Source organism: Psychrobacter pocilloporae, from assembly GCF_029872915.1.
In the GTDB taxonomy this organism is placed as follows: domain Bacteria; phylum Pseudomonadota; class Gammaproteobacteria; order Pseudomonadales; family Moraxellaceae; genus Psychrobacter; species Psychrobacter pacificensis.
The window spans coordinates 436,724-455,406 of the sequence record NZ_PGFT01000001.1; the positions used below are offsets into that span (position 1 = coordinate 436,724).

Genomic DNA, 18,683 nt, shown 5'->3' on the forward strand with positions numbered 1-18,683 from the left:
AGCGAAATTGTTATGATTGACTGATGATGTCTTGCAACCGACACGCTTATTTGTCAAACTATCGCTGAGTGTCACGCATTATGGAAGATGACTCTTATTGCCTGCATGGTTAGTCGTTATAGACGACTTTCTATGTAAGTCATGATAATTAAAAGGACCAATACTATGACCCAGAAATCATTTCCAATCTCAGCCGAGTTTATGGCTGCTGCCAATACCACCCCTGAAAAGTATCTCGAAGACTACAATCAATCTATCGAATCAACCGAAGCAAATGATGCGTTTTGGGCGAAGCGTGCTGAGCTGATCGACTGGATAAAAAAACCGACCAAAGTCAGCAATGTCAATTATGACTTAGACGATTTCAGTATTAAATGGTTTGAAGATGGTGAGCTGAATATCTCCGTCAACTGTCTTGATCGTCACCTCGAAAAAGATCCATACAAGCCAGCTATTATTTGGGAAGGGGATCACCCTTCATTACACAAGATCATTTCTTTTAAAGAATTACATGAAGCAGTCTGTCGTCTGGGCAACTCGCTACGCAAGCTTGGCGTTGGCAAAGGCGATCGGGTCACGTTGTATATGCCGATGATACCAGAAGCCATGGTCTCGATGCTGGCATGTGCGCGTATTGGTGCGGTGCATTCAGTGGTATTTGGTGGGTTTTCTGCTGAGAGTCTAGGCAATCGTTTGATAGACAGCCGCTCAAAAGTCGTTATTACGGCTGATGAAGGTTTACGTGGCGGCAAACACACACCGCTCAAGGCCAATGTCGATCATGCTCTTGAGATGGATGGCACAGACAGTGTCGAAAAAGTCATCGTCGTCCACCGCACAGGCAACTCTATACCGATGAGCGGTCGCCGCGATGTCTGGTATCACAATCTCGTTGATGGGCAATCAGAGATCTGTGAGCCTGAAGTGATGAATGCCGAAGATCCATTATTCCTATTGTATACCTCTGGCTCAACGGGTAAACCCAAAGGCGTTGTGCATACCACAGGGGGTTATATCACTTATGCCTTGTCTACCTTCCGTGATGTCTTTGATGTCAAAGAAGATGACGTTTATTGGTGTACCGCAGATGTGGGCTGGATCACAGGTCATACCTACTCAACATATGCACCGCTCGCCAATGGCACCACGACAGTCATTTTTGAAGGGGTGCCAGAGTATCCAACATGGGCACGTATCGGACACATCATCGACAAGCACGACGTGACCATTTTATACACCGCCCCAACGGCGATTCGAGCAATGATGAAAGAGGGTGATGCCTTTGTACGTGAGTCAGATCGCTCAAGCCTGCGTTTGCTGGGTTCAGTCGGTGAGCCAATCAACCCAGAAGCGTGGGATTGGTACTATCATGTCGTTGGTGACAGCAAGTGTCCCATTGTCGATACGTGGTGGCAAACGGAGACAGGCGGTATTTTGATGGCACCGATTCCGGGAGCGGTCGATCTTAAGCCGGGTGCCGCGATGACGCCGCTGTATGGCATTAAACCTGAAGTCGTCAATGCTGAAGGCGCAATCATGGAAGGCGCTGCCGAAGGTAATTTGGTCATCAGTACTGGTTGGCCTGGGCAAATGCGTACAATCTACAATGACCATCCGCGCTTTTTGAAAACCTATTTTAGCGATTATCCCGGCTATTACTTCACAGGTGATGGTGCGCAGCGTGATGAAGACGGACATTATTGGATCACAGGCCGCGTGGATGACGTGCTAAACGTCTCAGGGCATCGCTTGGGTACGGCAGAGATTGAGAGTGCATTGGTTGCTCATCCGGCTACTGCCGAGGCCGCGATTGTTGGTATGCCGCATGAGATTCGCGGGACAGGTATCTGTGCCTTTATCATTCTAAAGTCTGGCGAAGAAAAAACAGACGATCTAAAAGCGGAGCTAAAACGTCATGTGCGTGCCGAGATTGGGCCGATTGCGACCTTAGATGCTATTTATATGGTGGATGCGCTACCAAAGACTCGCTCAGGAAAGATTATGCGTCGCATCCTGCGTAAGCTGGCAGAAGGTCAGTATGTCGGATTGGGCGACTTATCTACACTGGCCGATAGCTCAGTGATCAATGATTTGGTAGAAGAAGTCAAAGCGAGCCGCGGAGAGTAGTTGCGTTAGCCCGTCTATCGGGCACGCAAACGGTGCTATTTCAACTTTGATATCCGTTCAGCAACGTCAAATAAAAGCCATGTTATTGTGAATAGCATGGCTTTTTTACGCAGACGATATTGATATTGCGGCGTTTTGACGGTTCAATATCAATGGTCAATGAACATTGCTACCCACTAGTTGCCCGCCATATAAGAGATCGTTTTGCCATTTATAGATGGTAGCGACTCATAAATACTCGATAAGGTTTCCTGTCATTATGACTGATCATACTTTGCTCTCAACGGATAAATCCTCACCAAAAATCGCGATCATCGGTGGTGGTCTGACAGGACTGCTAACCGCGACACTACTAGAACGCGCCTCAAATCAGACACACGATCTATCCAATACACCGCAAATCACTATTTTTGAAAAGTCGCGTAGTGTTGGCCGGTTAGCGACGCGCTATCGTACCGACAGTGACACAGGTAAAAACTGGCAATGGGCATTTGGTGCACAGTTCTTTACGGCAAAGACTGATAGTTTTCAGCAGTTTATCGTCCCTTGGCTAGATACTGGGCTGCTACAGCCATGGTGTGCCAACGTGGTCGAGCTCACGCCCGCGAATGATAATGGTCAATCGCCTGATATCCAAAGTAAAGAGCAATGGGATACCGTGCATACGCGCTATATCAGCACACCAAAAATGAGCAGTTGGGGGCGTGAGTTAGCCGCTGGGCTCAGGCACACAAACATAGTGTTTAAGACGCGTGTGGCTCCGCTGGATGAGCATACCACTCACTCAAATAATAAAAAAACTGAGCTATTTGACGAGACAGGGGAGAGCCTCGGTTGGTTTGACTGGGTCATTTGTACTGCACCAAACGGTCAGGCAGTAGAGCTGATGGCAGACAGTGGGTTTAGTCAGCAAGTTAACATCACCCAGCCGCAGATGCAGGCCTGCTATACGTTGATGCTCGGTTGGGACAATGCCCAAGAATTACCTGAAACATTGAACTCTCAAACAGCACCGCAGTGGGATGTTGCTTATTTAAATAGTGAGGTACTCGATAGAATATTTATTGAGCATCATAAACCCGCTCGTGATGAGCTATTACCAAGCATCACCATTCATGCGCGTAATGACTGGTCACAAGTCCACGTCGATGATGATTTGGAGACAGTCAAAGCCGCGTTATTAATGGCAGCGCAGCAAGCCTTAAACTGGGACAAAGATAGTGCTCCAAGCCAAACAGATTGTCATCGCTGGCGCTATGCGGCTACTATAATAGATACAGACACTAAAGAGCTAGGTATCTTAGTCGATGAAACCAGACAGTGGATTGTCAGTGGTGACTGGTGCGCACACGGTAATATCGAAAGCTGCTATCAGGTAGCACAGCAAACCGTTGGGGCGATCTGTAAGAAAAGATAACGGTGCTGTGATGGTCTGTCAGCAGCGCTAGTTTACAAATAAGATTTAAAGATACTTTTTATTATATAGTTAGCTGAATGTAAAACTGTTATGGATTTAAACGCGCTACTGGTATAAATTTTACTTGTGTGCTGCGTTCCCAGAGGCTGCGCAAAATTCATCCCAGTAGCGCTATGACATTTTTGGAGTGTATCAACTATATTTAAGTAGTCAGTGATATACCAAGCTACCTAAGTAATACGCTATTAAATCAATGGTAACGTCTTAGTGTTTTTTACTATTAATCTCGATAAAAGCACTCAATGCTTTCAAGAAATTATATCGATATGACAAGAGACATCATGTTGATACCTTTGATGACTCAATTGCTGCAGAGATGGCATGACGGCTTGCCGGAAAAATGCTAAGCTATCTGCCATTATTATGTCTATATTAAACTGGGTTTGCCATGACTGAGAGCACGCATTTGCATACGCAGGAGCCGTCAAGTTCGCAAAATACTAAAAGTATTTTTAACTTGCCCAACAATCTTACGATTGCTCGTATCTTGATGATTCCGTTGTTTGTTGCGATTGCGTACTGGCCACCTGCTATGGGCATCGGTATGCCTGCAATCTCAGACAACGTCATTGCGCGAGTGGGGATGAGTGAGTTTAGCGATAGCCTATTGCGCCATTTATTATTAACCAGCGTTTTTATTATTGCAGCAATTACCGATTGGCTAGATGGTTACTTTGCTCGTAAGCTGAATGTCATGTCAGCGTTTGGGCGCTTTTTGGACCCAGTTGCTGACAAGCTGATGGTGGCGGCGGCCTTGATCGTTTTGGTGCAATGGCATCCCAATATTATTATGGCAATCGCTGCGATCGTCATCATCTCACGTGAGATCGCTGTATCCGCATTGCGCGAGTGGATGGCAGAGCTTGGCAACCGAACCAGTGTCGCTGTGTCCTATGTGGGCAAATTAAAAACGACCTTTCAGATGATAGCGATTACAGTACTGTTATTAAACTGGGAGTCGCTTGAGACGGTCGGTTATGCGCTGATGGTCGCCGCTGTTATATTGACGCTTTGGTCAATGATGATCTATCTCAAAGCTGCGTGGCCTTATTTGAAGCAAAGCGGCTAATAGTAAGACAAACAATCGTAACCTGCATAAAAAACGCCAGTGGCTCATGCGACTGGCGTTTTTATTTGTCTATTCTTACTGTTTTAAAGATTGAAACATTACAGCTCTATCGAAAAATTCTCACCCAAGCTTTTTTCAATGGCAGTGTCAGTGACTGCCGCCGCCGCCATTTTGACAGCACTAGTGATGGCATTACCATTTGCCCAGTACTCAGCGCCATGTGGGGTGACTTTGATTAGCTGAACGCGTGGGTCCTCTTTGCCTTTTTCAAAATACGCATTGTACATAGGCGACCACAGCTCATCTAACTTGTCTTTATCATCTACCAGCTCGGCTGTACCAGCGATAGACAGATATTGTTTGTTGTCTTGGCTGACATAGGCCAAATTGACTTGTGGATCGTTTTTAATGTTATCGATGGTCTCACAAGGGCTGTGACCGATAAACCAAATTTCTTTGGCACCAATACTGGTCTCGGTGGTATTCATGGGGCATGAGTGGAGATGGTTCTCACTGGTGCGCGTGGTCATCATCGTATATTTGATGTCTTTTACCATTTCTTGGATGGTGTCCATTTGTTGTTGCTTGCTCATCGTAGTTATCCTTTACTATTTAAAATTTGGAGTAAAAATTATTATTCGGTAAGAGTGATCTAGAGTACTGATAAGGTGGTCAATGACGCCTATTAACAGTTATCAATATAGCGATATCACCTAATAGAACGATACAGCTGGTCTGTAATACCCTGTGAAAGTTTGTAATTATCTGCGTGATTTTATTCAGTAGACGATTTATCAATCAAAAAATACTGTCTAAAAACAACCTTACCAAAAATAAGGCAATAAAAAACGCCAATAAACCGAGGCATATTGACGTTTTGGGCGACTCAGTAACCGTAGGCTTATCTGAGCCAAATGAAGTTATATATGGCTTCTAAACTATAACGATATTTCAAACTGCTCGCCGATATCTTCTGCGGTTTTGCCATCTTGTAGGGCTGCTGCTGCCATTTTGAACATATTAATAGTAGAGCTGCCACCTAACCAGCACTCAACGCCATGTGGAACGACCTTGATTAACTGTACGTTTGGATCTTCTTTACCATGTTCAAAAAACGCATTGTAGACTGGTGACCATAATTCTTCTAATTTGTTTTTATCTGTTGGTAACTCAGCATTGGCGCTGACAGAGACATAGTCTTTTTCATCTTTAGAAGCATAAGACAAGCCAACTTTTTGATTGTTCTGAATGTCTTTGACCACATCTGAGGTTTTATCACCGATGAACCAGATCTCTTTACCACCGATACTCGCTTCGCTGGTCGTCATTGGCCAAGCATGTACATCACCTTTACTGTTGACGGTGCTTAACATCGCAAATTTTACATCTTTAATAACGTCTTGAATTTTGTCGATTTGTTCTTGCTTATTCATAGGAATTTCCTTTTTTTTATAGTGATTAGAAAGTTAATTGTTTGTAGTAATCATTTTTATTCAAGGTAGATGTAATTCATCTTTTAAAAACATCGCCTTAACAACTGGAACTAGAATACCGAGTTATGCCTTTGCATTTATATAGGTGCCCAGTAATGCGATGTGAGTGTTTGTAAGGAGTATGAGGGTTAGGTAAAAATTGCGACGCCGAGTGTCGTCACTGTATTTGAATGCTATCTAAACATTCATGGGCTAAACATTCATGGGCTAAACATTCATGGGCTAAACACTCATGATCGGATTATTGAATTGATTGATTGTGTTATTGAGCATGTAGTTAGCAGCGACACCGTATCAGTTATCAGCAATTTATCTTGGTTTAAACCTGCTTATTATAGGTCTTCTTGTTATAATACCCAGACCATTTACTTAGCATGGCAGAGATGCCTTGATCTTACGGATTATGCCTTTATGATGACCATCGCCGGACAACCGTTTCTTACCGATTTTCAGACGCAGCAACTCATCAGTCAGTTCCAGCAAAAAACCAAGCTAAATGTTAGTCAAATAAGTACTCAGCAAGTGTATGTACTCTCACGCGAATTGAGCGGTGAGGAGCACAAAAAATCCTTAGACTTGTTTGGGATCAAAGAAGCGATCGCGCTTACCACGCCACAAGACAACCAACTGCAAGTGATCGTTGCGCCGCGCTTTGGCACCATCTCACCATGGGCGAGTAAAGCCACCGATATATTCAATAACTGTGAAATCAAAATCAACCGTGTTGAGCGTGTCGTGGTTTATACGTTAACCCTCGATGAAAAAACAGACGGTGACGCAGGCGAAAAACTACCAGCAGACGCTGAGCAGTTATTGTTTGACCGTATGACCCAGAGCTTGGTCTATGACTTGAGCGATGTCAGCAAGTTGTTTGATGATCAAGCACCAGCATCACTGAATCATATCGATGTCATCGGACAAGGTCAGTCAGCACTAGAGTCGGCCAATACCGAGTTCGGCTTTGCGTTATCCAGTGAAGATATCGACTATCTGATGAATGCGTATGTCAATGAATTAGGTCGCAATCCAACCGACGTTGAGCTGATGATGTTTGCACAGGCGAACTCAGAGCATTGCCGTCATAAGATATTTAATGCCCAGTGGACCGTTGATGGTGAGGTGCAGCCAAAATCACTATTCCAAATGATCAAAAACACCTATCAGTCGAACCCACAAGGCATCTTATCAGCCTATAAAGATAACGCCGCTGTGATGGCTGGGTCTGATGGCATGCGTTTTTATCCTATCCCAACGGACGCGATGGATGCCAATTCAATCCATCCTTATGGATTTCATCAAGAAGACATCGATATCTTGATGAAAGTTGAGACGCACAATCACCCAACGGCAATTGCTCCGTATTCAGGTGCAGCAACGGGTTCTGGCGGTGAGATTCGTGACGAAGGTGCGACAGGTCGTGGCGGTAAGCCAAAAGCGGGTCTAGCCGGTTTCCACGTGTCGCATCTACATATCCCAGAGCTGTCCGAGAAATGGGAGCAGTCAGGCCAACTGAGCACGCAAGCCTATGGTACGCCAGATCGTATGGCAACCAGCCTTGAGATTATGCTTGATGCCCCATTAGGTAGCGCCAACTTCTCAAACGAGTTTGGTCGTCCAAACCTATGCGGTTACTTCCGCAGCTTTCAGTTAGATACCTCTGCGGCAAAAGACGGTAGCGAGATGCGCGGCTATCATAAGCCCATCATGCTGGCAGGTGGTTACGGCAATATCAAACGCAATCTGATTGAAAAAAATGCGATTAAAAAAGGTGATTTGCTTATCGTCTTGGGTGGCCCTGCGATGCAAATCGGTCTTGGCGGCGGGGCAGCATCGTCAGTCGATAGTGGCGAGCTTGATGAAGGCTTGGACTTTGCTTCAGTCCAGCGCGATAACGCTGAGATGGAGCGTCGCTGTCAGGAAGTCATCGATCGCTGCTGGGCGCTTGCCGGAAACGATGCTGATGTTAGTATTGCCAGTCAAGACGGCAACCCCATCGTCTCTATTCATGATGTCGGCGCAGGCGGTCTGTCTAACGCCATGCCGGAGCTGGTCAATGACCATGAAATGGGCGCGCATCTGAACTTGCGTAAGATCCCATCGTTAGAAGCGGGCATGTCGCCAATGGCCATCTGGTCTAATGAGGCGCAAGAGCGTTATGTGCTGGCGATTCGCCCAGAGAGCAAAGATCAGTTCGATGCGATCTGTGCTCGTGAGCGCTGTCCATATGCCATCTTGGGCGAGGCGACGGATATCCGTCAGCTAATCGTTGATGATGAGCTATTGGACGAGCAACCAGTCGATATGCCGATGCAAGTACTGCTCGGCGGTACACCAAAAATGCAGCGCAGCTTTGAGCGTACTGATAGCACGTTACCAGCATTAGAGCTTGGTGAAGTTAATCTAGCCGAGTCAATTACCGATGTATTGCGTCACCCAACCGTGGCGAGCAAATCATTCTTGATTAGCATTGGTGACCGCTCTATCACCGGTATGGTCGTGCGTGATCAGTATGTGGGTCGCTATCAAGTGCCTGTATCAGATTGTGCGGTGACGGCGTCAGGCTTAGTGGCGCTAGATGGTCAGCCGATGACTGGTGAAGCCATGAGTGTCGGCGAGCGTACGCCTGTTGCCCTTATCAATCCAAAAGCCTCTGCGCGTCTAGCGGTCGGCGAAGCGATTACTAACATCGCGGGCGCGCGTATCGCTCAGTTGTCTGATATCACCATGTCAGCGAACTGGATGGCAGCATGCGGTGATGATGCAGAAGATGCGGCACTATTCGATGCAGTACATGCAATCGGCGAAGAGCTGTGCCCAGCACTCGGTATCGCCATCCCTGTTGGTAAAGACTCGCTATCTATGCGTGCTAACTGGACTGATGAAGAGGGCGCTGACAAATCAGTCGTCTCGCCAATGAGTTTGGTTGTGACTGCGTTTGCCCCTGTCGTTGACGTCGCAAAAACGCTAACCCCTGAGCTAATCAATGGTGACAGCGCGTTCTACCGTATTGACCTATCTAAAGGTAAATTGCGTCTAGGCGGTTCGATCCTTGCGCAAACGCTTAGCCAACTCGGTAACGACTGCCCAGATCTAGCGCAGCCAAGTGATTTGATCGACTTCTTTAACTTTGTGCAAGCGGGCAACGCGCAAGGCGTCATCAGCGCTTATCACGATATCGGTGATGGCGGTCTGCTTGCGACCATCGCAGAGATGCAGTTCACCAGCCGTCAAGGTATCAAGCTGTCATTAGATGATGACAACTTACTCGGTCAACTGTTCAGTGAGGAGCTGGGCGCAGTCATCCAAGTATTGCCAGAAAACGTCGCAGCGCTCATGCAGTTGGCAGAAGAATTTAACGTCAGCGATATGCTCAGCCTTGTTGGTCAAAGCTCAGAAGAAGACAACCTATTAATCCAAACGCCTTTGCACATGGGTGATGACACGCTACGCTTTAGCCGTACTAAATTGCAGCAAGCGTGGACGCAGGTCAGTTATCAAATCGCCCGCCTGCGTGATAATCCAGCATGCGTGCAACAAGAATATGACTTGATTGCCGATACTAATCATAAAGGTCTTATCGCTGCGCCAAACTTCGATCTCAATCAAAAGATCGAGACGCCATATCTGAACAGTCGTGAAGATAAGCCAAGAGTCGCAATCCTCCGCGAGCAAGGTGTCAATGGTCAGACGGAAATGGCAGCAGGCTTTACCCAAGCGGGCTTTGAAGCGGTCGATGTGCACATGAGCGACTTACTAGAAGGCCGTATCAATCTACGTGACTTCGATGGTCTGGTCGCTTGTGGCGGCTTTAGTTACGGTGACGTCCTCGGCGCAGGCTCTGGCTGGGCAAACTCTATCTTGTTCCATGATGAGCTACGCATGCAGTTCGTCCGCTTCTTCGCCCGTCCGAATACGTTCTCACTTGGCGTCTGTAATGGCTGTCAGATGATGGCGCAGCTTAAAGACCTCATTCCAGGTGCAGAAAACTTTCCACGCTTTATCGCAAATGAGTCGGCACGATTCGAAGCGCGTACGGTCAACGTCAAAGTTGAGCGCACCAAGTCCATCTTATTCAAAGGCATGCAAGACAGCATCTTGCCAATCGCTGTGGCGCATGGTGAGGGTCTTGCCACCCTAAACGCTACTGAGATCGATGGTATGGCGAAACATGGTCAGCTCGCCATGCGTTATGTCGATAGTCAAGGTCATCCGACCGAGACGTATCCGCTCAATCCAAACGGTTCGCTCGGCGGTGTCACGGGTCTGTGTAGCACCGATGGTCGCGTCACGATTATGATGCCGCACCCTGAGCGTAACCTAAAAGCGTATAACCATAGCTGGAAACCTGAGCAGTGGGATGAAGATGGTGCATGGATGCGGATGTTCCGTAATGCGCGGGCTTGGTTGCGTTAAGCTTAGATTCAAATCATGTTTAAACCTAGGAAAAGGTGGGCTTTGGCTCACCTTTTTTGTGTTTATGATATAGTCAGTTCAAAATAAAATTGTTATGGCTAGGACAAACATCATAAAACAATTTGGATAAGTCGTTTTCCATCCAGCCTTGGCGTAGAAACTTCACTTGAGCCCATTTCTTTTCGATAGGGTTTAGGTCTGGGCTGTACGGCGGCAACCAAAGAATACGATGCCCGTGCCTGTTTAGTAGCTTTTGAATGCGTTTGCTTTTATGAAATTTGGCGTTATCCATCACAATCACGCATTTTGTTTTAAGACTTGGGATTAGTTTGTGTTTGCACCAGTGATAGAAGACAATGCTGTTGATGTTTGTCTCAAAGTAATCAAGCGCAAACAGCATCTTTTCATACAGAGCACCAATAACGTTGGTTCGCCTTTTACCTTGCCAGTTGTAGCTATCGATACAAGGCTTACCAATCGGTGCATAACCATGAGAGCGAATGGTTTCAGACTCAAAGCCACTTTCATCCATATAAACGATGGGATAGCCTTGCTGCGTAAAGCTATTAAGCTTTCCCTGATACACCGCTCTTTTTATTGGGCAAGCTTTTGGATGCTCTAATGTCTTTTTTTTGACTGATGCCTAGGCGCTTTAGGGCATGATAAATGCCTGTTTTACTACAGTTTAGACGACGGGCTCGCTCATACTGGTAATCATCAGGATGTTCTTTAACATCATTAAGTAGCACGTCATCTGGTATTTTATAGGGTTTGGTTTGCCTGGTTGTTTTGCTATGAACACGCCGCTTCCAGTTTTGTATCGTGGTTGGGCTGAGGTTATAGAATTCAGCTGCCTCGGCAAAGGTCATACCCTCGTCTAAGCTTTTTAGCACTTGTTTGCGAAAATCTAGTGAGTAAGTCATGGTCTTTATAATAACAATTGGGTTTGATAATTAGTTTATAACATTTTTAAGTGGGATTGACTATATTTAGCTTAATTAGATCCAGAAAAAAACATATAGATAAGTACTTCAATGACGTATATAATAAGAGATAAAGATAAAGGATATTGAATGTTACATTTCATCGAAACGCCAATATTTACTAAGCAAGTACTGAAACTATTAGATGATGAAGCTTATAAAGAGCTACAGGAAAATCTAATCAATAATCCAGAACAAGGTGATTTGATTCAAGGTACAGGGGGCGTTCGAAAAACCAGATGGGCACTTAACCAAGGTAAGAGTGGCGGTATTCGGATTATCTATTATTTTGTGAATAGTCAAGGCATATTTTTTATGCTGCTCGCTTATCCTAAGAATAAACAAGCCTCTCTATCAAGCGAAGAGAAGTCTGGTTTATACAAACTGACTCAACAAATTAAAGAGGTGTATAGCCATGAGCAATGAATTTTACGATGATTTATCTACATCACTAAATCAAGCATTGGCGATTGCTAAAGGACAGGCTCAGCCTAGCCGCCAGTTTACCCATGACGTGCCTAGTATTAAGGAAATAAGAACTAAGACAGGGCTATCGCAACAGCAGTTTGCCGATAAACTTAATATCAGTTCGCGTACCTTACAAAATTGGGAGCAAGGTACTAGAAACCCAACAGGGGCTGCCGTCACATTAATGCGCTTATTGAATAAAAAGCCTGAGTTAATTACCGAAGCTTAATTGATCAAAAACAGTCAATCTTATCTTGGTCACGCACTCGGTGGGATTATGGATGTGTGTGAAAGCGATGACGCATGGATGCGTATGTTCCGTAACGCTTGTGCTTGGTTTAGATAGGCTAAGTTGGTTTAGAATATTATTGTAGATAACTGTTTTTTAGAATGAAAAGGTGGGCGTAATGCTCACCTTTTTTGTGTTTGGGTTTTGGTTCTATTGGGAGCTATTTCCCGCCTTCCGCTTGTATCTGCCAGTCTGGGCGTGGCGTTGGCTACGGTTTGGGTCGTCGCTTGCTTCGCGTCGACACCCCAAAACCTAGCCATCACAACTCGCCCAAACCAGCAGGTTACCGCTACAGTCGGGGCTAAAACGCGCTCCTGAATGACCGTTTTATGATAAATTAGTCTAAACTTTAATTTTAGTATTATTGGTGCGCTGGACGCATCCCACGAACTCATTGTTTTCTTTGGAGATTAGAATGGACAACCAATCTGAACCGAATAAAGTCGAAAACAAGCCACACGAAAAATCAGATGATAATTTACCGAAAAAATGTGGCATTGTAGTGCCTATTGCAAGTATGGAAGGCTATCCTGAATCTCATTGGAAAGATGTCAAAAGGATAATAGAGTCTGCTATTAAAGAAGCTAATTTTGAAGCTAGATTGGTGAGTGATGCGGATGATATAGGCGTTATTCACAAACGTATTGTTCAGAACTTATATGATAATCCGATGATAGTTTGCGATATAAGCGGTAGAAATCCAAATGTCATGTTTGAGCTAGGATTACGTCTAGCTTTCGACAAACCAGCAATCATTATAAAAGACGAAATAACACCTTATTCTTTTGATACATCAGCAGGATTAGGCTAATCTATAGAAGAGTTTGACCAGAGCTATTATAGATTACATGAAGATTTTTGAGAAATAAGTGATACTAAAGTAGCTCGAACAGATAGTTAGTCGTATAATTTATTAACTACAATGGGTTATTATGAGTCTGAAGAAAAGTTGATTTATGTTGAATAAATATGCTTCAATCAGAGTTTTGATTCAAAGCATTATGTTATATGATTATTTATCTTCTGACAGCTCTCTACCCTTTCTCTGAGCCTCAGCCATCAACTCCTTTACCCGAGCACTCTCCCTAAGCACACAAGCCTCATATTCAGACAGCGATTCACTTTCTTGTTGTTGCTGATTTTCCTGCTCTTCTTTAGCTTTGGCTTCTAGATACGCTTCAAGTTTTTGTTGTTCATCTTGCTGTGAATGACTCATCACTGACTCCTTATACTATTTATTTGCTGACGATGCTATTCGATTAAACGATGCTATTCGATTAAACATAGTGGCAAGTCTGGCGTTATTTTCTTCGATATATTTATCGCCTAGCGCTAATATCTCATCCGGTGCTTGTACCGTTTCGGGATAGTCTTTCAGTCCACTTTGGATAGCTTTATTACCGTTAGCGACCATGTTAGGTAAGCTCTCTTTGGTGACTTCAAAGTGACATTGCCAAGCGAGTACCCAAGTGCCACGCGCTTTATGTTTTGGCGTTTGATAGATAAAGCCTTGATTTGCCCAAGCCTGCGTCTTGGCAATAATGCTTGCGCCTTTGGGACAGTCAAAACCTTCGCCGCGCCAGTGAAACACCGTAAAGTCTTTGGGTAGATCTTGTAATAATGGATGCGCTTGACCTGCTTCGGTCAATTGCATAGGTAACCAGCCAATCTCTTTGACTCCAGACGGTTTCACCTCAGCGCCCAAACAATGCGCGATGATTTGCGCGCCTAAGCAAATGCCAATGACTGTTTTACCGGCATCAACGGCTTGTTTTATCAGCCGCTTTTCTTTAATGAGCCAAGAATATTTATCCTCATCATGAACGCTCATTGGCCCACCCATCACGATGAGCCAATCAAAGCTATCCAGCGTTGGCAGGTTGTCGTTATCGTAGGAGCGACTAACGGTGATCGGATGATTATGCGCGCGCGCCCACTGTTTGATAAAGCTTAGATCCGCATAATCGGTATGAAATAGCGCGTGAATACGTAAGCTCATAACGTACCTCTTTTATCAAAACGTTCTATCCACAAATCTGCAAATACTGACGCACGACGTTATCCATGCCTTGCTCTAGCGATTCAATAGTAAAGGCATGACCAATCGACACCTCCGCGATATCACCAAGGCTTAGCAAATCGGCTAAATTGTCTAAATTCAAATCGTGTCCGGCGTTGACGCGCATACCGTTTTCGCTAGCGAGGTTAATACAATCGCTAAAGCGTTGCTTGACCTCATCGAAATCAATATTGCCATCGTTCTTACCATTACTGTAGGCGCGCGCCCATTCTTCGGTATACATCTCTATCGTTTGTACGTCGCTAGCGATGACCGCTTTTATTTGCTCGATATCAGGATCGATAAATACCGCGCAGCGTGTGCCAAAGCCTTCAAGCTCATGGCTGAGTTTGGACAGCATGTCGCTGTATTTGATAATATCAAAGCCGTGGTCAGAGGTCAGCTGGTCTTCACTATCGGGTACGAGGGTACATTGATGCGGTTTGACCTCGCGAATGAGTTTTAAAAATTGTTCATTCGGATTGCCTTCGATATTAAATTCAATATCTTGATAATCTTTGAGATACTCACTGATATCATAAACATCTTGATAGCGGATATGACGCTCATCGGGCCGTGGGTGCACGGTAAAGCCTTTAACTCCTAGATCAATCAGCTTTTTTACAAAGTACAATAGATTAGGGTAGTCGGTGCCACGCGAGTTGCGGATTAAGGCGATTTTGTTTAAATTGACACTAAATAGGGTGCTCATAATATGTCCTTTTTCATTGTTGTTATGTCCGATAATAAAACATAGACCTTATGTTATCACGCTTGACTGGTATGAGTTTTCTGGCGTGCTGTGTCTACGCTGACAGAGGCTGCGAAAAATTCATGCCAGTCGCGCCAGTTATCTTTTTAAACTGCCTATATTTGTATCGCTTCAATAAAAATCATCCCGACTAGCATACTTCATATTGAGCGCCTGCAATATCGCATAGGTCTCGATATCCATGATGCCTGTTGGCTTTAGCGGCCGGAAATGCAATTGAAACGCATAGATGACATCGCGGCTGGGCTTGTCCCACTCGTCGCTATTATTGATTTGATAGCCGTATTTGCGAAAAGCTTGCTTGATCTCCTGCACGCTTGGCGTGACCAAGGTACGCCGATTCATAATTTCTTGCTTGTCCGCTTCATTATACCAAGCGCCAATACCGTACTCTTTATACAGTCGCTCCCACGGGAATTTTGCACCGGGGTCGATCTTGCGCGAGGGTGCCATATCTGCATGACCGATGATGTTTTTGGGTGAGATGTCATAGCGTCTAGCGATATCTTGCACCAGTTGGGCAACTTTTTTGATTTGTAACTCATTAAAATCAGCGTAGTGATCGTAAGGGTGATAGTCGAGCGTGTCATCTTTTAGCGCGTCTCGATATTCAGGCTTGATTCCTGCATTGACGATTTCGATGCCAATAGACGTATCATTGAGGATGGTTCGACCTGAAAAGCCACCTTCGCCTGCATGCCACGCGCGCTCAGACTCTGGCACGAGGTTATAGATTTTATCATCGTTCTTGTCCAAGATTAAGTAATGCGCGCTCACATTGCCCGTGGTCAATGTTTTGATTGAGCGCTCATTATCTGAGACTGTGTAGTGTAGGACAATGGTTTTGATACGCTGGCTTTTGCTAGTCGATTGATAGGTCTCGCTATCGATAACGAAGGATTCGGTCGTCGCCATTTGCGCTTTGGGAGTAGTGACACAGGCTATCAAGGGTAGCGATAAAAAGGTCGCTAACGCTAAAGCGGTAAAGTTTTTTGCCATGAATTGCTCGGTATAAAAGATAGGGTTTGATCATTTAACGATACTGATATTAAACTGACGATTATTGGACTGATGATTTTTTCATCTTCTTATTTAAAACCTTTTTCCAACTCGCCTCCAAACACTCAATCGCGAGCCACGGCTCAATCACCTCAGCGTCAAACTTTTCTTTTGAGTTAGACAACTGCCACAGTGTCTCAAGCGTAGCAAACGGATAAGGACGTTCTATCAAGTAGACTGGCAAATCAGCGTTAATGATGCCATCACGCACCACTTGAAAATACCAGCCTGAGATACCTTGCTTGCTGACCCATGCGGCAATATTGGGCACTTTGGTAAATTGGCCGATTTGGTCGTTGATTTTGTAGCACGGGCGGCGTGGTTGGACGATGCGCAGCTGCACGCTACCTTCACCGTTTATTTTGTCGTCGCCATACTGCCCACCATACTGATAAACGTCGCCAATACAGACGTTAGACTCATCCATCTCAGGCAAGCCATTGACGGCTTCAGTGGTAAGGTTTTCTCCGAGCGTACCGATGCGTACTTTTAGGTCAAACTCTGTATTGATTTTTTCATAAGTGGCCGTTGGCAGTTGATGTACGGCTTTGAGCGGGCCGCCATGATGTTTGCGGTCGGCTTGCTCGTCAGTGGTCAATCCCATAAAATTGACAGCGACAGGCGCGGCTATAGGCGCTTTGTCAATGGCACTCATCTCATCACGGGTAAAGGGCATGGCTTTGCCTGCGCGTACGCAGACTAAGTTAGCAACGTGCAAGGGTAGGTTAATCTCAGGGTTTGGGCGGTGAGTAGCAGACATGGACAATCCTTAATGAGCATTGAGATCAAAACAAAAATTGGGCAATGGTGATTGATAAAGATGATAGCAACCTCTGCAGCAATTATCTATTTAATCAGGCATTATCATGACGCGTATCCCCAAATATCGGCACAAAAAAAGACCAAAATAACGTTTCTGGTCTTTTGGTCTCATGCTTTTAGTATGACGCGATTATTGTACTCAATAATCTTATTTGTTCTTGTTGCGACGACCAGCGGTTTTCTTTTCACGCGGTGTGGCGACCAGTTCAGCCAATTGATCCGGTGATGACCATAGGCCTTCTAAGTCATAGAACTCACGCGCTTGCGGGGTCATGATATGAACGACAACCGCGCCCAAGTCAATCAGTGTCCAGTCAGAGTCGATACCCCCTTCACGGCCAAGCGGCATAAAGCCCGCTTGTTTGACTTCAGCGCCGACGCTATCCGCCATCGCGCGTACATGACGTTTTGAGGTACCATCAGCGATGACGATACGCTCGGTGACGTCAGTTAAGTCTTCTACATTCATTACAGTGATGTTCTTTGCTTTCATATCATCTAGCGCGCTTTGTACAATGTTCAAGCACACGGTTAAGCGTTCTTCGGTCATGGTGTTGATCATAAATTTTAATCTCTTCAATCGTAACTATTAAAAATAAAGGGGTAAAACGTCAATTTGTCTGATTCGACTGATCATATGTCGTCAGTCACGTATAGAGACAGGATAGGCAAAATGACATAGATAAGGCGATTTTAACGGAATTGAGCAGCAGAATATAGCTGATGGGCGATAATATAGTGATAAACGGCAGGATTGAGCCATTTAGCTAATGAATTGGGGTGAGTATTGCTCATAATATCATTTATTGCTGCGATAGATGCGACTTGCCTGTCAGGGACGGGCATTTTATTTGTTTCAGTCGCCAATATGTGTAGTTGTTCGCGTATTTGCGTGCTTGATACGGCAGTGATCGGTCGCGTATCTATATAAATGCGTCCTTTCATAGCGCTTTTCAAGTCAGTGCCATCTGTTTCTAAGCTATCTACCAAGCATCGAGCAATTGGAGTGAATAGCTCAATCGGTGAGTCGGTTACATGTGATTGTAAAGGTAGCGGCAGTTGCGATTGCAAGGTTGCTAGATATTGCGAGGTCGATATAGGGTTTTCAAATGATGTCGCCCTGTCAGAAACTCTACCATTAATATGATCGCTATCCTCACGATTAAAGATCCACAGATTGACATAATCAGTGAGTCCTAACCCGTCTTTCCATTTATCCAAACTGCGCGCGCTGTCCATACCCATGATAAATATTAAACAGTCATAAGGGTACTGTTGTCTGAGTGCGCGTACAGTGTCGATTGTATAGACAGGCGGCGCTTGCCATAGCTCAAGCTCATTGACTTGTATCAGTGTGTCTTGTACTGCCAGCTTTAGCATGGCTAAGCGGTGTTTAGGGTCAGTGCTCTGCGTTTTAAATGGCGAGCGCGCATTGGGTAATAATGAAACGTGCAAGGGGCGGTTTTGCTGCTTTGCGATTGGCAACAAGTCCTGATAGGCGTGTAGAGCCACTTCTAGGTGACCATTATGTACCGGATCAAACGAGCCGCCAAGATAGGCACGGATGGCAGGGGCAGAGATCTTTTCGTGAGAGTTATTGCTCGTATTTGGCATAAATAAATGCAAATAAAAGAATGAGGTGCACGCTGTTT

The 18,683-nt window shown here is 45.1% G+C and carries 18 protein-coding genes; 7 read left to right on the forward strand and 11 right to left on the reverse strand.

Annotation, left to right across the window (positions count from 1 at the left end):
- Positions 1 to 165 precede the first annotated feature (165 nt).
- From acs to pgsA, 3 genes are all read left to right on the forward strand, one after another.
- A complete protein-coding gene (gene acs, locus CUR83_RS01940) occupies positions 166 to 2,127 on the forward strand; it encodes an acetate--CoA ligase (RefSeq protein ID WP_071002467.1) in 1,962 nt (653 codons plus the stop codon).
- Between the two features lie 259 nt (positions 2,128 to 2,386).
- The gene (locus tag CUR83_RS01945; protein ID WP_284718949.1) at positions 2,387 to 3,544 is read left to right on the forward strand and encodes an NAD(P)/FAD-dependent oxidoreductase; all 1,158 of its coding nucleotides are present in this window, start codon (positions 2,387 to 2,389) and stop codon (positions 3,542 to 3,544) included.
- 448 nt (positions 3,545 to 3,992) lie between these two features.
- On the forward strand, positions 3,993 to 4,673 hold the full coding sequence (gene pgsA, locus CUR83_RS01950; protein WP_071003712.1) for a CDP-diacylglycerol--glycerol-3-phosphate 3-phosphatidyltransferase: 681 nt from the start codon (positions 3,993 to 3,995) through the stop codon (positions 4,671 to 4,673).
- A 98-nt stretch (positions 4,674 to 4,771) separates the two neighbouring features.
- Here the strand turns inward: pgsA and CUR83_RS01955 are convergent, their stop codons facing one another.
- Both CUR83_RS01955 and CUR83_RS01960 read right to left on the reverse strand, forming a co-directional pair.
- Complete coding sequence (locus CUR83_RS01955; RefSeq protein ID WP_071002464.1) at positions 4,772 to 5,266, reverse strand: pyridoxamine 5'-phosphate oxidase family protein; 495 nt, start codon at positions 5,264 to 5,266, stop codon at positions 4,772 to 4,774.
- Between the two features lie 345 nt (positions 5,267 to 5,611).
- Positions 5,612 to 6,106, reverse strand: a complete 495-nt coding sequence (locus CUR83_RS01960) for a pyridoxamine 5'-phosphate oxidase family protein (RefSeq protein WP_284718950.1) — start codon at positions 6,104 to 6,106, stop codon at positions 5,612 to 5,614.
- A 471-nt stretch (positions 6,107 to 6,577) separates the two neighbouring features.
- On the opposite strand from CUR83_RS01960, the gene purL reads away from it, so the two are divergent.
- Positions 6,578 to 10,579 (forward strand): phosphoribosylformylglycinamidine synthase, encoded by a 4,002-nt coding sequence (gene purL, locus CUR83_RS01965; protein ID WP_284718951.1) that lies wholly within the window; start codon positions 6,578 to 6,580, stop codon positions 10,577 to 10,579.
- A gap of 73 nt (positions 10,580 to 10,652) precedes the next feature.
- On the opposite strand, the gene CUR83_RS01970 is transcribed toward purL, so the two are convergent.
- Together CUR83_RS01970 and CUR83_RS01975 are read right to left on the reverse strand one after the other, a co-directional pair.
- Complete coding sequence (locus tag CUR83_RS01970) at positions 10,653 to 11,165, reverse strand: IS630 family transposase (RefSeq protein WP_227517133.1); 513 nt, start codon at positions 11,163 to 11,165, stop codon at positions 10,653 to 10,655.
- Positions 11,146 to 11,502, reverse strand: coding sequence for an IS630 transposase-related protein (locus tag CUR83_RS01975; protein ID WP_071002712.1), 357 nt, complete (start codon positions 11,500 to 11,502; stop codon positions 11,146 to 11,148). The genes CUR83_RS01970 and CUR83_RS01975 overlap by 20 nt, the downstream gene beginning before the upstream one ends.
- Before the next feature lie 150 nt (positions 11,503 to 11,652).
- Here CUR83_RS01975 and CUR83_RS01980 point away from each other — a divergent pair, with 150 nt between their 5' ends.
- The 3 genes from CUR83_RS01980 (at position 11,653) to CUR83_RS01990 (ending at position 13,130) form a co-directional block, all read left to right on the forward strand.
- Complete coding sequence (locus CUR83_RS01980) at positions 11,653 to 11,988, forward strand: type II toxin-antitoxin system RelE/ParE family toxin (RefSeq protein ID WP_025643795.1); 336 nt, start codon at positions 11,653 to 11,655, stop codon at positions 11,986 to 11,988.
- Positions 11,978 to 12,259 carry a NadS family protein gene (gene nadS, locus CUR83_RS01985; RefSeq protein WP_058024381.1) on the forward strand — a complete coding sequence of 94 codons (282 nt, stop codon included), beginning with the start codon at positions 11,978 to 11,980 and terminating at the stop codon, positions 12,257 to 12,259. The genes CUR83_RS01980 and nadS overlap by 11 nt, the downstream gene beginning before the upstream one ends.
- A 475-nt stretch (positions 12,260 to 12,734) precedes the next feature.
- On the forward strand, positions 12,735 to 13,130 hold the full coding sequence (locus tag CUR83_RS01990) for a hypothetical protein (protein WP_284718952.1): 396 nt from the start codon (positions 12,735 to 12,737) through the stop codon (positions 13,128 to 13,130).
- Positions 13,131 to 13,331: 201 nt separating this feature from the next.
- Here CUR83_RS01990 and CUR83_RS01995 read toward each other — a convergent pair whose 3' ends face one another.
- The 7 genes from CUR83_RS01995 to CUR83_RS02025 all read right to left on the reverse strand — a co-directional run bounded on the left by CUR83_RS01995 (position 13,332) and on the right by CUR83_RS02025 (position 18,645).
- Positions 13,332 to 13,535 carry a hypothetical protein gene (locus CUR83_RS01995; RefSeq protein ID WP_284718953.1) on the reverse strand — a complete coding sequence of 68 codons (204 nt, stop codon included), beginning with the start codon at positions 13,533 to 13,535 and terminating at the stop codon, positions 13,332 to 13,334.
- A gap of 15 nt (positions 13,536 to 13,550) precedes the next feature.
- Positions 13,551 to 14,318: a type 1 glutamine amidotransferase gene (locus CUR83_RS02000; RefSeq protein WP_284718954.1), complete on the reverse strand. Its 768-nt coding sequence runs from the start codon at positions 14,316 to 14,318 to the stop codon at positions 13,551 to 13,553.
- A 25-nt stretch (positions 14,319 to 14,343) separates the two neighbouring features.
- Positions 14,344 to 15,090: a pyridoxine 5'-phosphate synthase gene (locus CUR83_RS02005; RefSeq protein ID WP_284718955.1), complete on the reverse strand. Its 747-nt coding sequence runs from the start codon at positions 15,088 to 15,090 to the stop codon at positions 14,344 to 14,346.
- Between the two features lie 171 nt (positions 15,091 to 15,261).
- Positions 15,262 to 16,149: an N-acetylmuramoyl-L-alanine amidase gene (locus CUR83_RS02010; protein ID WP_223334953.1), complete on the reverse strand. Its 888-nt coding sequence runs from the start codon at positions 16,147 to 16,149 to the stop codon at positions 15,262 to 15,264.
- Positions 16,150 to 16,210: 61 nt separating this feature from the next.
- The gene (locus tag CUR83_RS02015) at positions 16,211 to 16,969 is read right to left on the reverse strand and encodes an MOSC domain-containing protein (RefSeq protein ID WP_284718956.1); all 759 of its coding nucleotides are present in this window, start codon (positions 16,967 to 16,969) and stop codon (positions 16,211 to 16,213) included.
- 210 nt (positions 16,970 to 17,179) lie between these two features.
- Entirely contained in the window at positions 17,180 to 17,593 is a 414-nt protein-coding gene (rsfS, locus tag CUR83_RS02020; protein ID WP_071002442.1) for a ribosome silencing factor, read from the reverse strand.
- Between the two features lie 131 nt (positions 17,594 to 17,724).
- Positions 17,725 to 18,645, reverse strand: a complete 921-nt coding sequence (locus tag CUR83_RS02025) for a nicotinate-nicotinamide nucleotide adenylyltransferase (protein ID WP_212563986.1) — start codon at positions 18,643 to 18,645, stop codon at positions 17,725 to 17,727.
- Positions 18,646 to 18,683: the final 38 nt, after the last annotated feature.

Coding starts and splice junctions, on each gene's coding strand:
- acs (WP_071002467.1), top strand. CDS start 166: ATGACCCAGAAATCATTTCCAATCTCAGCCGAGTTTATGGCTGCTGCC.
- CUR83_RS01945 (WP_284718949.1), top strand. CDS start 2,387: ATGACTGATCATACTTTGCTCTCAACGGATAAATCCTCACCAAAAATC.
- pgsA (WP_071003712.1), top strand. CDS start 3,993: ATGACTGAGAGCACGCATTTGCATACGCAGGAGCCGTCAAGTTCGCAA.
- CUR83_RS01955 (WP_071002464.1), bottom strand. CDS start 5,266: ATGAGCAAGCAACAACAAATGGACACCATCCAAGAAATGGTAAAAGAC.
- CUR83_RS01960 (WP_284718950.1), bottom strand. CDS start 6,106: ATGAATAAGCAAGAACAAATCGACAAAATTCAAGACGTTATTAAAGAT.
- purL (WP_284718951.1), top strand. CDS start 6,578: ATGATGACCATCGCCGGACAACCGTTTCTTACCGATTTTCAGACGCAG.
- CUR83_RS01975 (WP_071002712.1), bottom strand. CDS start 11,502: ATGACTTACTCACTAGATTTTCGCAAACAAGTGCTAAAAAGCTTAGAC.
- CUR83_RS01980 (WP_025643795.1), top strand. CDS start 11,653: ATGTTACATTTCATCGAAACGCCAATATTTACTAAGCAAGTACTGAAA.
- nadS (WP_058024381.1), top strand. CDS start 11,978: ATGAGCAATGAATTTTACGATGATTTATCTACATCACTAAATCAAGCA.
- CUR83_RS01990 (WP_284718952.1), top strand. CDS start 12,735: ATGGACAACCAATCTGAACCGAATAAAGTCGAAAACAAGCCACACGAA.
- CUR83_RS01995 (WP_284718953.1), bottom strand. CDS start 13,535: ATGAGTCATTCACAGCAAGATGAACAACAAAAACTTGAAGCGTATCTA.
- CUR83_RS02000 (WP_284718954.1), bottom strand. CDS start 14,318: ATGAGCTTACGTATTCACGCGCTATTTCATACCGATTATGCGGATCTA.
- CUR83_RS02005 (WP_284718955.1), bottom strand. CDS start 15,090: ATGAGCACCCTATTTAGTGTCAATTTAAACAAAATCGCCTTAATCCGC.
- CUR83_RS02010 (WP_223334953.1), bottom strand. CDS start 16,149: ATGGCAAAAAACTTTACCGCTTTAGCGTTAGCGACCTTTTTATCGCTA.
- CUR83_RS02015 (WP_284718956.1), bottom strand. CDS start 16,969: ATGTCTGCTACTCACCGCCCAAACCCTGAGATTAACCTACCCTTGCAC.
- rsfS (WP_071002442.1), bottom strand. CDS start 17,593: ATGATCAACACCATGACCGAAGAACGCTTAACCGTGTGCTTGAACATT.
- CUR83_RS02025 (WP_212563986.1), bottom strand. CDS start 18,645: ATGCCAAATACGAGCAATAACTCTCACGAAAAGATCTCTGCCCCTGCC.